The 13,258-nt window shown below is 55.5% G+C and carries 15 protein-coding genes and 1 tRNA gene; 10 read left to right on the top strand and 6 right to left on the bottom strand.

Features of this window, described 5'->3' with window-relative positions:
- The 3 genes from ACETPC_RS14100 (at position 1) to ACETPC_RS14090 (ending at position 1,567) form a co-directional block, all read left to right on the top strand.
- Positions 1-492 carry a type VI secretion system baseplate subunit TssE gene (locus tag ACETPC_RS14100; RefSeq protein WP_380182271.1) on the top strand — a complete coding sequence of 164 codons (492 nt, stop codon included), beginning with the start codon at positions 1-3 and terminating at the stop codon, positions 490-492.
- A 74-nt stretch (positions 493-566) separates the two neighbouring features.
- Positions 567-962: a polyketide cyclase gene (locus tag ACETPC_RS14095; protein ID WP_380182269.1), complete on the top strand. Its 396-nt coding sequence runs from the start codon at positions 567-569 to the stop codon at positions 960-962.
- A 77-nt stretch (positions 963-1,039) separates the two neighbouring features.
- Positions 1,040-1,567 (top strand): GNAT family N-acetyltransferase, encoded by a 528-nt coding sequence (locus ACETPC_RS14090; protein WP_380182267.1) that lies wholly within the window; start codon positions 1,040-1,042, stop codon positions 1,565-1,567.
- Here the strand turns inward: ACETPC_RS14090 and ACETPC_RS14085 are convergent.
- Both ACETPC_RS14085 and ACETPC_RS14080 read right to left on the bottom strand, forming a co-directional pair.
- Positions 1,542-2,147 (bottom strand): alpha/beta hydrolase, encoded by a 606-nt coding sequence (locus ACETPC_RS14085; protein ID WP_380182265.1) that lies wholly within the window; start codon positions 2,145-2,147, stop codon positions 1,542-1,544. The genes ACETPC_RS14090 and ACETPC_RS14085 overlap by 26 nt on opposite strands.
- 121 nt (positions 2,148-2,268) lie before the next feature.
- Positions 2,269-3,180 carry a LysR family transcriptional regulator gene (locus ACETPC_RS14080; RefSeq protein WP_380182263.1) on the bottom strand — a complete coding sequence of 304 codons (912 nt, stop codon included), beginning with the start codon at positions 3,178-3,180 and terminating at the stop codon, positions 2,269-2,271.
- Positions 3,181-3,370: 190 nt separating this feature from the next.
- On the opposite strand from ACETPC_RS14080, the gene ACETPC_RS14075 reads away from it, so the two are divergent.
- Positions 3,371-5,203 carry an ABC transporter ATP-binding protein gene (locus tag ACETPC_RS14075; RefSeq protein ID WP_380182261.1) on the top strand — a complete coding sequence of 611 codons (1,833 nt, stop codon included), beginning with the start codon at positions 3,371-3,373 and terminating at the stop codon, positions 5,201-5,203.
- A 29-nt stretch (positions 5,204-5,232) separates the two neighbouring features.
- Here ACETPC_RS14075 and ACETPC_RS14070 read toward each other — a convergent pair whose 3' ends face one another.
- The 3 genes from ACETPC_RS14070 to ACETPC_RS14060 all read right to left on the bottom strand — a co-directional run bounded on the left by ACETPC_RS14070 (position 5,233) and on the right by ACETPC_RS14060 (position 9,217).
- Entirely contained in the window at positions 5,233-6,360 is a 1,128-nt protein-coding gene (locus tag ACETPC_RS14070; RefSeq protein ID WP_380182259.1) for a GNAT family N-acetyltransferase, read from the bottom strand.
- A 102-nt stretch (positions 6,361-6,462) separates the two neighbouring features.
- Positions 6,463-7,839: an MFS transporter gene (locus ACETPC_RS14065; protein ID WP_380182257.1), complete on the bottom strand. Its 1,377-nt coding sequence runs from the start codon at positions 7,837-7,839 to the stop codon at positions 6,463-6,465.
- A gap of 478 nt (positions 7,840-8,317) precedes the next feature.
- Entirely contained in the window at positions 8,318-9,217 is a 900-nt protein-coding gene (locus tag ACETPC_RS14060) for a LysR family transcriptional regulator (protein WP_380182255.1), read from the bottom strand.
- A 204-nt stretch (positions 9,218-9,421) separates the two neighbouring features.
- Between ACETPC_RS14060 and ACETPC_RS14055 the strand changes: the two genes are divergently transcribed.
- The 4 genes from ACETPC_RS14055 (at position 9,422) to ACETPC_RS14040 (ending at position 11,708) form a co-directional block, all read left to right on the top strand.
- Positions 9,422-9,754 carry a helix-turn-helix domain-containing protein gene (locus ACETPC_RS14055; protein WP_380182253.1) on the top strand — a complete coding sequence of 111 codons (333 nt, stop codon included), beginning with the start codon at positions 9,422-9,424 and terminating at the stop codon, positions 9,752-9,754.
- A 20-nt stretch (positions 9,755-9,774) separates the two neighbouring features.
- The gene (locus tag ACETPC_RS14050) at positions 9,775-10,005 is read left to right on the top strand and encodes a hypothetical protein (protein WP_380182251.1); all 231 of its coding nucleotides are present in this window, start codon (positions 9,775-9,777) and stop codon (positions 10,003-10,005) included.
- 84 nt (positions 10,006-10,089) lie between these two features.
- A complete protein-coding gene (locus ACETPC_RS14045; RefSeq protein ID WP_380182249.1) occupies positions 10,090-10,596 on the top strand; it encodes a TIGR00645 family protein in 507 nt (168 codons plus the stop codon).
- Positions 10,597-10,811: 215 nt separating this feature from the next.
- Complete coding sequence (locus ACETPC_RS14040) at positions 10,812-11,708, top strand: alpha/beta hydrolase (protein ID WP_380182247.1); 897 nt, start codon at positions 10,812-10,814, stop codon at positions 11,706-11,708.
- Positions 11,709-11,771: 63 nt separating this feature from the next.
- Here ACETPC_RS14040 and coaA read toward each other — a convergent pair whose 3' ends face one another.
- A complete protein-coding gene (coaA, locus tag ACETPC_RS14035; protein ID WP_380182245.1) occupies positions 11,772-12,722 on the bottom strand; it encodes a type I pantothenate kinase in 951 nt (316 codons plus the stop codon).
- A gap of 170 nt (positions 12,723-12,892) precedes the next feature.
- Between coaA and ACETPC_RS14030 the strand changes: the two genes are divergently transcribed.
- Positions 12,893-13,153 (top strand): hypothetical protein, encoded by a 261-nt coding sequence (locus ACETPC_RS14030; protein WP_380182243.1) that lies wholly within the window; start codon positions 12,893-12,895, stop codon positions 13,151-13,153.
- A gap of 17 nt (positions 13,154-13,170) precedes the next feature.
- Positions 13,171-13,246: transfer RNA gene (locus ACETPC_RS14025), tRNA-Thr, on the top strand.
- The last annotated feature ends 12 nt before the right edge of the window (positions 13,247-13,258 follow it).

Here is a 13,258-nt window from a genome sequence, read left to right as displayed (position 1 = left end):
ATGGAAAAAAAACGCGGTTTTTTGCCGACGCTGCTGGAACGACTGCTGGACGATGAGCCGAAAAAACAGCAGGAAAGCTACGATGCCTGCTATCTGAATGCCAGAGAGATGCGCGCCGTCGTGCAGAAGGATATCGCCTGTTTACTAAACAGTACTAACCTGGAAGAGCAGCTGGATGAGAGCCGTCACGGCCCGCTTATGGCCTCGGTATTTAATTATGGCGTTGCGCCGCTGACAGGAAAATATGCGCACCATCACAACTGGAACATTATTGAAAAAAATATTCGCAGCGCGCTGCTGCGCTTCGAGCCAAGAATTATTCCGGAAACGCTGCTGGTGCGCCCGCTGGCGGAGAACGGCATATTGGGCAGGAACAGCCTGGTCTGCTTTGAAATCGGCGGACTTATCGCCTGGCAACCGCATCCGCTCGACCTTAGCCTGAGAGCCGCCTACGACGCAGAAACGTCAAAAGTTGAGCTTAAGAGTATTTAGGGCGGCCCGCCGCCCCTTTTCATCCTTATCCGGCAATGGTTTAATCCTGTGACGATAAAAATTCAGGAGCTGCTATGCTGCCATCGCAAACCATTAGTCTGACCATCCCCCGTAACTGGGTTGATCTCTACGAAACTATCTGGAAACCCAGCTGGTTCCCGAAATGGGCCAGCGGCCTGAGCAAAGCGGAGCTGGAGCAGGATGGCAGCTACTGGAAAGGCGTGGGGCCGGAAGGCGCGATTAAAATCCGTTTTACCGACCACAATCCTTACGGCGTGATGGATCACTATGTTGATACCGGTTTCGGCAAGGAGATTTTCGTGCCGATGCGGGTTGTCGGTAACGAGGAGGGCGCGAATGTGCTGATTACTTTGTTTCGCCAGCCTTTTACCTCGGACGAAAAGTTTGCCCAGGATGTGGCGACCGTTCAGCGCGATCTGGAGACGCTGCGCGACTTATTGACAACCTGATTAGTGATATTTTTAATCGTAGCGGCCCCTGCGCCGCCGTTGTTTATCCGTTCCGCCATTGAGGATGTCCGCCAGTAATGAAGATCATCGCCTGCACCGAAGCGCGCCACAGCGCGGCTATTCTGGCTATTTTCAACGAAGCTATTGTGAATTCCACGGCGCTTTATGATTACCAGCCGCGTCCGCCGGAAAGCATGCAAAGCTGGTTCGCCGTGAAGCGCCAGCAAGATTTTCCGGTGATCGGCGTTGAAGACGAAACGGGCAGGCTGATGGGCTTCGCCAGCTACGGCACTTTTCGCGTACATGCCGCCTGTCAGTTTACCGTGGAGCATTCCATTTATATTCACCCCGATTTTCGCGGCCGCGGGCTGGGCAAGCTGCTGCTTGATGCCATCGTCGAGCAGGGGCGGGAAAAAGGGATGCATCTGATGATCGGCAGCATCGACGCGGATAACCGCGCCAGCATCGCTTTGCATGAGAAAAAAGGCTTTACGCTGGCCGGTACGCTAAACGAGGTTGCCTGGAAATTCGATCGCTGGCTGAACCTCGCCTTTTACCAAAAGCGGCTGAATGAAAGCGCTACTGCGCCAGACATTTCCCGATAAATTCGCCAGCGCTGCGCGCGCCCTGCGCGGAAATCGTGTGGCCGACAGAGGCGTCGAACTGGGTGCTGACAGCGGCGCCCAGCTCGCGTAGCTGTCTGGCTGCCGTTTCGCTTTCAGCCCAGGGGATAACGCTGTCGGCCATGCCGTGGATTAACATGATCGGCGTCTGCTTCGCCAGGTTGTAAGGATGCGGGGAAGCCAGCCTGCCGGAAAAGGCCACCACGCCAGCGACCGGCCAGCGGCCAGAGACTACCGCGTCCAGCGCCATAATGCTGCCTTGTGAAAAGCCTGCCAGCACCACTTTTTCCGGGCTGTGCTGTAACTGGTGTGCCACCAGCACGCCGCTGAGCCAGCGGTCGAAATGCTGGCGAGCATTGAAAATCCGCGCCGCCCGGTTGGCTGGCGTAACGCCGCTCAGACTGAACCACTGGTAGCCTGGGCCGTGCTCGAAAGGAAAAGGCGCGTCGGGACTGGCGAAAGCGACATCCGGTAGCGTGCTTGCCCAATGCGCGCCCAGCCCAGCCAAATCTTCGCCGTTGCTGCCAACGCCATGTAACAGAACAATCAGTCCTTTTGCCACGTTAATTTCTCCTGAGGAACCGATTTCCCCCAGTGGAAACGGTTTCACTTAAGGCTACACTGATTCCGCTATAATGATAATCCCCGGATAAGGGTGAATATTCCTTCCGTAATGGAAAGAATTACCAGCCGCGATCCCATGCCGCTTCGCCTGCATAATACGCTTCCAGAAAATCTGTTAGCGCGCGTACTTTATGCGCCAGATAGCGCGCTGGCGGATAGACGACATATAGCCCCAGCGGCGGCATCTCATATTGTCGAAGCAGCGGCTTGATAACGCCCTCCCGCAGCCGATCTCCGGCAATAAAAGTCGGCATGCGTGCGATACCCAGTCCGGCAACGGCCGCACCCAGGCAGGCCTCGGCATTAGAAAAACGCAATCTTCCCTCGATGGCGACCGACAATATTCGCTTGTTTTCATCACGAAACTGCCAGTTGCCTGGCTCGCGGAAATTAGTGTCGATAATGCAGCTATGTTCTGCCAACTGGCACACATCCTCAGGCGCGCCGTGCTCACGCAAATAGGCGTCGCTGGCCGCCACGATAATACGGATATCGCTCAGGCGGCGGGTAATCAGACTGCTGTCGCTAAGCCTGCCGATACGCAGCGCCATGTCGAATCCTTCATCAACAATGTTGACCAGGCGGTCGGAGAAGCTGATGTCCAGTTCAATCTCCGGCCAGGCTTTGGCGAAGGCGATCAGCGCTGGCGCCAGGCTATGGGTGCCGAAAGTCAGCGGCACGCTTAGCTTCAGGCGGCCAGTAGGATTACCTGAGGCGTGGCGCACCGAGGCGTCCAGCGCGTCGAAATCATCCAGAATGCTTTTAACACGTTCAACATAGGCCTGGCCTATTTCCGTAGGGTAGAGCGAGCGCGTGCTGCGCTTCAGGAGCTGCACCCCCAGTTCGCTCTCCAGGCGGGAAATCAGCTTTGATGCCTGACCGCTGCTGGTGCCCAGCCGTTCGGCCGCCGCGGCAAAGCTGCCCAGTTCCATCACCGCCACCAGCATACGATCACAATCCAGCCGTTCCATCTTCGCCCCTTTGTCCCGGTCATTGTTTCCTTATCCGCTTGCCGCCAGTCGCTTCCTGTCCGGGCGTTGTTTGTGCCACCTGAGAGTATTAAAAAATTCGCCGGCAGGCCAGCCGGGGCCGCCGCCGCATCGTCAGGAAGCGGGAAAATGCACTACGATCACTTCTTTTGGCTGTGGAAGTGAGTTAACTATGCCGTATCGCCGTTTTGAAAAACTGATCGACATTTTCCAGGATGCGCCCAGCGACACGCCGCCTAATCGCGTTTGGGCTTTTTACGTTTACTATCTGCGCCAGGTCTGGCAAAGCTTCGCTATCCTGCTGGTGGTGGGGTTGATCTCTTCGCTGATCGAGGTGGCGCTGTTTCGCTTTCTCAGCACCATTATTGATATGGTGAATACCACACCGGCCGCCAGCTTTTTCAGCGAGCATGCCAGCGAACTGATTTGGATGGTGGTTGTGGCGCTGGTACTCAGGCCGGTCTTTATCGGGCTGCACGATATGTTGGTGCATCAGACCATCAACCCTGGCATGACCAGCATGATCCGCTGGCAAAATCACAACTATGTTTTGCGGCAAAGCCTGAATTTCTTCCAGAATGATTTTGCTGGCCGTATCGCGCAGCGCATTATGCAAACCGGTAACTCTTTACGCGATTCGGCTGTCCAGGCAGTAGACGCGCTCTGGCATGTATTGATCTACGCCATTACCTCGCTGGTGCTGTTTGCCGAAGCGGACTGGCGGCTGATGATCCCGCTGCTGCTGTGGATTGCGGGCTACATTGTCAGTCTGAAGTATTTTGTACCGCGCGTGAAATCCCGTTCCGTCGCCTCTTCCGATGCACGCTCGAAGCTGATGGGCACTATTGTGGATGGCTATACCAATATCACCACGCTAAAACTGTTTGCACACAGCGATCTGGAGCGCGCCTATGCGCGCGAGGCGATTGGCGATCAGACCGATAAAACCCGCCAGCAGGGCCGTATGGTGACCAATATGGATGTTGCTATCACTACGCTGAACGGCCTGCTGATTGTGGGCACGACCGGGCTTGCGCTATGGCTGTGGACGCAGTCGCTGATTAGCGTGGGCGCCATCGCGCTGGCGACCGGGCTGGTGATCCGCATCGTCAATATGTCCGGCTGGATTATGTGGGTGGTCAACGGCATTTTTGAAAACATCGGCATGGTGCAGGACGGTTTGCAGACTATCGCCCAGCCGGTTAGCGTGAACGATAAGCCACAGGCGCCGACGCTAAAAGTCGATCGCGGCGAGATTCGCTATGAAAACGTCAATTTCAACTACGGCAAAGAACGTCGGGTTATCGATAATCTTCAGCTAACCATCCGGCCTGGCGAAAAGATTGGCCTGATTGGGCCGTCGGGCGCGGGAAAATCTACGCTGGTTAATTTACTGCTGCGCCTGTATGACCTGGACGGCGGACGCATCGCCATCGACGGTCAGGATATTGCTCATGTCAGCCAGGAAAGCCTGCGCGCGCAGATCGGTATGATTACGCAGGATACTTCTCTGCTGCATCGCTCCATCCGCGATAACCTGCTGTATGGTCGTCCTCACGCAACTGAAGAAGAGTTACAGCAGGCGATCCATCGCGCGAAGGCCGATGAGTTTATCCCGTTGCTTTCCGATCCGCAGGGCCGTTTCGGGCTGGATGCACACGTTGGCGAACGCGGCGTGAAGCTTTCCGGCGGCCAGCGCCAGCGTATCGCTATTGCCAGGGTTCTCCTCAAAGACGCCCCGATTCTGATTATGGATGAGGCGACCTCCGCACTGGATTCTGAAGTGGAAGCGGCGATTCAGGAGAGCCTGGAGACGCTGATGGGCGGCAAAACGGTGATTGCTATCGCGCATCGCCTTTCTACCATCGCTAAAATGGATCGGCTGGTGGTGCTGGAAAACGGCCGCATCGCCGAAACGGGCAGCCACAGCGAACTGCTGGCGCAAAACGGCCTGTACGCGCGGCTGTGGCGGCATCAGACCGGCGGCTTCGTCGGCGAAGCTTAGCGTGTTGCGGGCAGTTTACGGACTGCCCGTTATTCACCGTCGCGCCGATAAGGTAGTGACTCGCGGGCTTCCTCAGCCCAGGCCTGTATGCCAGGCCGCTCCTGTTGTAAATAATCCGCTACCGCTTCGAACAGGCCTTCGTGCCGCAGATAATGCCATGACTCGGTAATCACCGGCTCGAAACCGCGCACCAGCTTGTGCTCGCCCTGCGCGCCAGCGTCAAACCTTTTCAGCCCGTGTTCAATGGCGTAGTCCATTCCCTGGTAGAAGCAGGTTTCGAAATGCAGCCGGTTAAACTCCGCCAGGCAGCCCCAGTAGCGGCCATACAGCGTTCCGCTATCCACCAGGCTAAAGGCCATTGCCGCCGCCTGGCCGTTTAGCGTCGCCAGCACTACGCGAATGGCTTCCGGCATTTTCTCCGCCAGCAGGCTGAAGAAATCACGGGTAAGGTAGGGCCGCTGGCCGCGTACCGCGTAAGTATTGGCGTAGCAGGTATAAACAAAATCCCAGTGCGCCTCGCTGAGCTGATGCCCGGCCAGCCACTCGAACTCAAAGCCCTGGCTGGCGACCAGCTCTCGCTCTTTGCGCATCTGCTTGCGTTTGCGCGACATCAGCGTATCCAGAAAATCCTTGAAGTCGCGGTAGCCGGGATTGCGCCAGTGATACTGACAGCCGAGACGCGGCAGCCAGCGTTCTTGCTTCGCCATCAGCTCGCGGGTTTGCGCATTGCCAAAGTTAATATGAGCGCTGTGCAGCTGGCGCTGCTGAAGAAAATCGGGAATATGCTGCAACAATTTTGCGGCGAAGCCGCTTTCGCCCAGCAGCCGCGCGCCGGTAACGGGACTGAACGGCACGGCGGCCAGCCATTTAGGGTAATAGGGCAATCCGGCGCGACGGCAGGCGTCCGCCCAGGCGTGATCGAAAACGTATTCGCCCATTGAGTGGCTTTTGCGGTAGCCCGGCAGCGCAGCGCGGATCTTGCCCTGTTCCTCCCAGAGCAGGTGCTCCGGCTGCCAGCCGCTCTGCTTGCCCAGGCTGCCGCTCTCTTCCAGCGTGCTCAAAAAGGCGTGACGGAGAAAGGGTTGGTCATCAGGAAGTAAAGCATCCCACTGACTGGCGGGAAGGTCGGCCAACTGCGTCAGAAGGGTTAGCGACATAGGTGCACTCCGTCTTTATGCGGGCAGGAAAGAGCCTGCCCGATTGCTCATAAAGGTAAAGTGTAGGTTTTATCGGCGAAGATCAACGTCTTCCTGTCGCGGCTAAAGCCTGCGCGCGGCGGGCGCTGTGCCGGTCGGGTATGCTTTATCCTCCGGCGTTTCGCCGCCGACGCGCTCTATCGGCCCCATAATGAACAGGAAGCAGCAGGCAGCGACTATGCAGTGAGCGCCGACAAACACCAGTCCCAGGCTATAGCTGCCGGTCAGCGCTACCAGATAACCAAAGATAATAGGGGTGACGATCCCGGCAATATTGCCGACGCAGTTAAAGATGGCGCCCGCCAGGCCGACCGCTTCTTTTGGCGCCGTGTCGCTGATCACTGCCCAGGTTCCCGCGCCTGCCGCTACGCCCTTGCCATAAAAAGCGAAGGACATAATAGCTATTACCCAAAAGTTGCTGTTAGCGACGGCAGCGGCGATCAGCGTGGCGGCCATTAACATGCCAACGATATAAGGGGTTTTGCGCGCCCAGGAAACCGACCAGCCTTTGCCAATCAGATAATCAGAAATGATGCCGCCGGAAATGCCGCCTGCAAAGCCAAACAGCGCGGGCGCGACGGTGGCGAAACCAGCGTGCAGAATATCCATGCCGCGCGCCTGCACAAGGTAAATAGGGAACCAGGTAATAAAGAAGTAGCTCAGCGCTATGGTGCAATACTGGCCGATATAGGCGCACCACAGCATACGGTTGGTTAGCAGCTTGCGAAAGGTAGCGCGCGAAAGGCGTGATTTGTCTTTGCGCTGCTGCGCCGAATCGATATCAATCAGGCCGCCGCCCGCTACAATATGATTCAACTCCTGCGGCGACACGCTGCGGTGCAGCCTGGGTTCCTGCATATACCAGAGCCAGACAAAGAAGGCGACGATACCGATAGCGCCCAGCACAAAGAAGGGCCACGGCCAGCCGAACTCGGAAACCAGCCAGCCGGAGAGCGGCGAAAAGATACCAACGGCGAAATATTGTGACGAGGCAAACAGCGAAGAGGCACGGCCACGTTCGGCTTTCGGAAACCACATAATGGCGACGCGGGCGTTGGCCGGGAAGCTCGGCGCTTCAATCAGTCCCAGCGCGAAGCGCAGGGAAAACATAATCACCAGCGCGCTGGTCAGGCCGGTAGAAAACTCACCGACAAAGCCCATCGCCAGTGTAGAGATCGACCAGAGCACCAGGGTGATACCATAAACTCGCTTGGTGCCGAAACGATCCAAAAAGAGCCCGCCGGGGATCTGGCCGATGACATAGGCCCAGCTAAAGGCAGAAAGGATAAAGCCGAGCTGGATCGGCGAGAGGCCGAATTCTTCCTTAATGGCGCCGCCCGCGATAGAGAGAATTGAGCGATCCGCATAGGCGATAACGGAAAGAAACAGTATCAGCATTAATATCCATACGCGCACGTGCGATGCGTTTTTTGCTGTCATAGTGCTTACCCTTATTTATTGTCGCTCTGAATACAGGCGCAGAGATGACGAAGCTTGCCGTAGCGGCAGGTGAGAGAGGAAACGCCCGGCAGGCGTTTGAAGTTGATGACAAAGCATGCCGATGCCGGCTCAGGAGGGCCTGTGTCTTACGCAAAGACGCAAAAAGCGCCTTCCATGGCAGCTCAGTACGGGCCGTCCATGGCCCGTAATGCTTTGCTCCAGCCACAGGCCCTCCATCGCTTCAGGTTTGAAACGCCCGGTGGACGTTTTCATCAACTATAGGAGGCGGGTTCAGAAGGGGTCATTGTGCTGTTGTCGGGATTAGCAGGAAATTTCTGCGATATATTCGGAAAGACGCCCAAAGCGGCTTGAACCGCTTCACATTCCGTCATCTCAATCGCTGCCTGACGGTGTGGCTTGTCAGGAACGTGCTCTGGGTCTGGTTTTCTTTTCGTAAGCTCTTCTAAGGACGGGACGTTCAGGGATCGATCATGGTCGGCCCGGCAATGCGCAGCACATTATAAAACCAGGTTTTTGCGGTGATATCGCCGATTTCGGTATGCGCATAGAGAAAGACTTCCTGGTTCGGTACGTGGAAAGGCAGTTCCAGCATGCGGCCATTACCCCGGCGCGCATAGATCCTGGCGGCGCTGGAAGGCAGCGTCACCAGCAGATCGCTGGAGGCGATCAGCTCGCCCAGCGCGGCAAAGTGCGGCACTTCCAGCGCGATTTCCCGCTCCAGCCCAAACTCTTTCAGCCTGTCTTCCACAATATGATGGCCGCTGGTGGCAGCGACCACGACGTGGCGCTCCTGCATATAGTCATCCAGTGTCAGTTTATCCTGAATGCGTGGATGCCCGACGTTTAACAGGCAGACGTAGCGTTCATACGCCATCAGCTCCCGCTGGGCTGAGGAAACGGACTCGTTACGGCTGCAAAGCGCCGCGTCAATGCGGCCCGTCAGCAGCCATTCGTCCAGCTTATGCACGTCTACCGGCACCACTTCCAGCTGAATGTGCGGCGCTACGTTGCGAAATAGCGTAATCAGCTTGGGCAGAAGCAGTAGCTCGCCTAAGTCCGTCAGCGCCAGGCGAAACTTATAGCGTGAGGTTTCCGGCGAGAAGATGCGGGTTTCCGCTACGGCTTTTTCTATGCCGGTCAGCGACTTTTTAAAGACTTTATAAAGCTGCATTGCGGTCGGCGTCGGCTCCATGCCTTTACGACTGCGTTTGAAAAGCTCGTCGTTGGTTTCGCTGCGCAGGCGGGCGAGGGCATAGCTGGCGGATGGCTGGGTGATAAAAAGCCGATCGGCAGCGCCGCTGACGCTGCGCGTTTCATAAATAGCGGTGAAAACGCGCACCAGATTGAGATCCAGCATAGCTACCTCTATAGAGACTATCTATTAACGAAGATTAAAATTATCTATTTGAACTATTTTACGCTTCTTTATATCCTCCCGGCAAATTTTGATAAGTTATTCGTTTTTTTGCATATCAAAATTTAACTAATAAAAACATATAGATATAAAATTACATCGTGGCAGGCGACGCCGTATGCAGGGCGTTGCCGTAGGAGAAAGCAAGTGAAAGGTGAAATCGTAGACGTTATCGTCGACTGGATCGAAGCGCATCTGGACGATGGACTGAATATCGAAGCCGTGGCCGCCCGCTCCGGTTATTCTAAATGGCACTTACAGCGTGCTTTTAAAGAGAAAAAAGGCATGACGCTGGGCAGCTTTATCCGCTGCCGTCGCCTGGATGAAGCAGCGAAAAGCCTGATCACCTCGCATAAGACCATTATGACCATTTCCATGGATCTGGGCTTTTCTTCCCAGCAGTGTTTTCAGCGCGTTTTCAAAAAGCATTTTAACGTCACGCCAAGAGACTATCGCAACCAGCATCGCGCGCTGCACTGATCGGTCGATTCAAGTTAACCATGAAAAAATATGTTCTTCTTATCGCCTTAATGGCCGGTAGTACGGGGTTTGCTGCCGTTCCTGCTCGTCTGGCGATTGTTGAAATGCCTGGCTGGTGCGTGCCTGACGACTGCCAGCAGCCCGTCCAGGCCGGTAACGAGCTGGTGCAGGGAATGGGCGGTATTGAGCGCCAGGCGCGCCGCGTACTGGAACCTGTTGAGGCGGACATGCTGGCTCGGCCGGTCAAATAATTCCGCTGCCCGTTTTGCGGCCGTGAAAAATTTAACATTCCATCGGGTATACTAACGCACGTGTCTACCTGTTTACGGAATGCTATGGAACGTTTCACTGAAAACCTTATCTACGCCTCGCGCTGGCTGTTAGCGCCTATCTACCTTGGCCTCTCGCTGGGTCTGCTGGCGCTGGCGATCAAATTTTTCCAGGAAGTTTTTCACCTGCTGCCCAACGTGCTGGCTATCGCAGAAAACGATCTGGTGCTGGTGCTGCTGTCGATGATCGACCTGACGCTGGTTGGCGGCCTGCTGGTGATGGTAATGCTCTCTGGCTATGAAAACTTTGTCTCGCGACTGGATATCGGCGAGCACAAAGAGAAGCTGAGCTGGCTGGGCAAAATGGATTCCGGCTCGCTGAAAAATAAAGTAGCGGCTTCGATTGTGGCAATCTCCTCGATTCATCTGCTGCGGGTCTTTATGGACGCAAGAAATATCCCTGATAACAAGCTGATGTGGTATGTGATTATCCATCTGGCGTTTGTGCTTTCCGCTTTCGTGATGGGCTATCTGGATGCCATGTCGCGCAGAGAAAAAAGCAGCGCGCACTAAGCGCTTTCTGCCCGGCTTGCACCGGGCAGTCTCAACCTCACCGTTAATTTCTCTTGCTTCCTTCCGGTCAAATCGCATAAAAAAGCGCTGTTTCCTGCCGATAATTTATTTCGCTTCACGCTCTACCGATTTGGCATCCGCTTTGCAGGATCTGCGGATGAGTTTACAGCGGAAAAAGTGATGAAAAGCTTTGTCACTGAGGAAGAACATGCCAAATGATTAGTCGACGTCGGTTAATTTTGGGAACCGGCGCAGCCATGCTTGCGATGACCACCGGAAAACTTTTCGCCAGAGAAGATATCATTCCGCTATGGCCGGACGAGCCGCCGGGTGGCGGCGGGCCGCATGGCAATTTACATGTTTCCGCTAACGGTTCCTGGTCGAATATCGTCAGCCCGGCTATCCAACGGTTCCAGCCGCAAGAGCCGAATGGTTCTGCGGTATTGATCGCGGCGGGCGGCGGCTATCGCTGGATCGGCATGGGCGGCGAAGCCTGGCCAGTGGCACGCTGGCTGAATGCGCGCGGCTATACGGCCTATGTGCTGAGCTATCGCCTGCCGCACGAAAAATGGCATGCGGGCAGGCTGGCGCCCTTTCAGGATGCGCAGCGTGCGATCAGACTGGTGCGTTCTCTGGAGCGAAAAGTCCATCTGTTAGGCTTTTCCGCAGGCGGGCATCTGCTGGGTATGACGGCGGCGCGGCCAGATTTTGTTACCTATAGGCCGCAGGATACGCTGGATCAAATTTCACCTGTGGCGGACAGCGTGGCGCTGATCTACCCGGTGATTACGCTAGAGGCGCCCTATACCCACACGCGCACTCATAGCGAAATTGTGGGGAAAAACGCTTCACCAGCAGACGAGGCTGGCTGGTCGGTGGAAAATTACGTTACGCGCCGCTTTCCGCCAACCTTCTTAGCCCAGGCGGAAGACGATCATACTTCCAATCCACACAATACGCAGATTATGCACGATGCCTGCCGCCGTATGGGCGTGCCAGTGGAGCAGATAAAGATAACGCAAGGAGGGCACGGTTTTGGCCTTGGCAGAGCGGGAACGCCTGCGGCTATCTGGGACGAGGCCTATGCGATCTGGCTGGCGGCGCGGCGATAAAATTGGCGAACCAACTCCGCCGCGACTGTTTCTGCGCCTTCCGTAGCACGGATAGCCGGGGCGTTATTTTCTGAGCCTGACCAGATCCACAGCGTGATCGGTGCTCTTGGTCATAATCAGGCTGGCTCTTTCGCGGGTTGGCAGGATATTTTCTTTCAGATTCATCAGGTTGATCTCTTCCCACAGCTGCGTAGCGATGCCGACAGCTTCGTCCTCCGGCAGCTTCGCATAATTGTGGAAATAGGAATCCGGATCGGTAAAAGCGCCTTTGCGGAATTTCAGAAAGCGATTGATGTACCAGTGGCGCAGCAGATCTTCCGGCGCATCCACATAGATCGAGAAGTCTACAAAATCGGAAACGAAGACGTGATGCGGGTCATGCGGATAGTCCATGCCGCTTTGCAGCACGTTAAGGCCTTCCAGAATTAAAATATCCGGCTGTTGAACAAGCTTATCGCCATCGGGAATGACATCGTAAATCAGATGCGAATAAACCGGCGCGGTAACCTGGGCCGCACCTGACTTTAACGCGGAAACGAAATTTACCAGCCGGTGCATATCGTAAGATTGCGGGAAGCCTTTTTTCTTCATCAGGCCGCGCTCTTTCAAAACCTGATTAGGATGCAGGAAGCCATCCGTGGTGATCAGCTCAACGCGGCGATGCTCCGGCCAGCGGCTCAGCAGCGCCTGAAGCACGCGGGCAGTGGTGCTCTTGCCTACGGCCACGCTGCCGGCGATACTGATGATATAGGGGATCTTCGGGCCGTTAGTGCCCAGAAACTGTTCCAGCACCGCCTGGCGACGTAAGTCGGAATTAATATAAAAGTTAAGCAGGCGTGAGAGCGGCAGGTAGATCTCCGCCACCTCATCCAGAGAAAGATCTTCGTTTATCCCTTCAAGCCGGGCAATTTCTTCTTTACTCAGGGTCATCGGCACGGAATCACGCAGCGCTGCCCATTGCGAACGGTTAAATTGCAGATAGGGTGTGGTCAACAAGGACTCTTTTTTACTCATATGCATGCTTCTGCCAGCAAGAACTTGCCCGTCGTGGCGTGCGCAGAGTGGGCTTGCGCCGTCTCGCTCGCGTAACTAAGGTAAATTTCAGAAAACAATGGGCAGGAGGTTAACACCAGACGGGGCGGAATCAGAAGGAAAAATAAAATCTGAGTCCGCAAACGGAACGCTTGCCGCATTTATTGAAAAAATCACGGCTCATCAAAGGCACATCTGTCGCTTTTTACCCTGTGAAAAAGAAATCAGGCCGGGCGGCGGGCAGAGCAGAACAAAAAAAGGCGCTGGCGGCGCGGCGGAAAAACAGTCGAAGCGGCGCATCTTTAAACGAATCTTTTGATGAAGCGCAGGATTTTGCGAAGAATTGCACAAATAACAGGCATAAGAACTTTTATCGCAATTTTTTTGTTGCATCCCGCCGCCACACTTCCTAGAATGCGCTCCACTTGATGCCGGCTTAGCTCAGTTGGTAGAGCAACTGACTTGTAATCAGTAGGTCACCAGTTCGATTCCGGTAGCCGGCACCATCAAGTACCCCA

It is taken from the genome of Pantoea sp. sgz302252, assembly GCF_042610525.1.
Lineage (GTDB): Bacteria > Pseudomonadota > Gammaproteobacteria > Enterobacterales > Enterobacteriaceae > Erwinia.
The sequence above is the reverse complement of the archived record's forward strand: the minus strand, read 5'-3'. Positions and strand labels throughout refer to the sequence as shown.

What these genes read in the sequence shown, in the direction of transcription:
- ACETPC_RS14100 (WP_380182271.1), top strand. Translation starts at nt 1, where the DNA reads ATGGAAAAAAAACGCGGTTTTTTGCCGACGCTGCTGGAACGACTGCTG.
- ACETPC_RS14095 (WP_380182269.1), top strand. Translation starts at nt 567, where the DNA reads ATGCTGCCATCGCAAACCATTAGTCTGACCATCCCCCGTAACTGGGTT.
- ACETPC_RS14090 (WP_380182267.1), top strand. Translation starts at nt 1,040, where the DNA reads ATGAAGATCATCGCCTGCACCGAAGCGCGCCACAGCGCGGCTATTCTG.
- ACETPC_RS14080 (WP_380182263.1), bottom strand. Translation starts at nt 3,180, where the DNA reads ATGGAACGGCTGGATTGTGATCGTATGCTGGTGGCGGTGATGGAACTG.
- ACETPC_RS14075 (WP_380182261.1), top strand. Translation starts at nt 3,371, where the DNA reads ATGCCGTATCGCCGTTTTGAAAAACTGATCGACATTTTCCAGGATGCG.
- ACETPC_RS14070 (WP_380182259.1), bottom strand. Translation starts at nt 6,360, where the DNA reads ATGTCGCTAACCCTTCTGACGCAGTTGGCCGACCTTCCCGCCAGTCAG.
- ACETPC_RS14065 (WP_380182257.1), bottom strand. Translation starts at nt 7,839, where the DNA reads ATGACAGCAAAAAACGCATCGCACGTGCGCGTATGGATATTAATGCTG.
- ACETPC_RS14060 (WP_380182255.1), bottom strand. Translation starts at nt 9,217, where the DNA reads ATGCTGGATCTCAATCTGGTGCGCGTTTTCACCGCTATTTATGAAACG.
- ACETPC_RS14050 (WP_380182251.1), top strand. Translation starts at nt 9,775, where the DNA reads ATGAAAAAATATGTTCTTCTTATCGCCTTAATGGCCGGTAGTACGGGG.
- ACETPC_RS14045 (WP_380182249.1), top strand. Translation starts at nt 10,090, where the DNA reads ATGGAACGTTTCACTGAAAACCTTATCTACGCCTCGCGCTGGCTGTTA.
- ACETPC_RS14040 (WP_380182247.1), top strand. Translation starts at nt 10,812, where the DNA reads ATGATTAGTCGACGTCGGTTAATTTTGGGAACCGGCGCAGCCATGCTT.
- coaA (WP_380182245.1), bottom strand. Translation starts at nt 12,722, where the DNA reads ATGAGTAAAAAAGAGTCCTTGTTGACCACACCCTATCTGCAATTTAAC.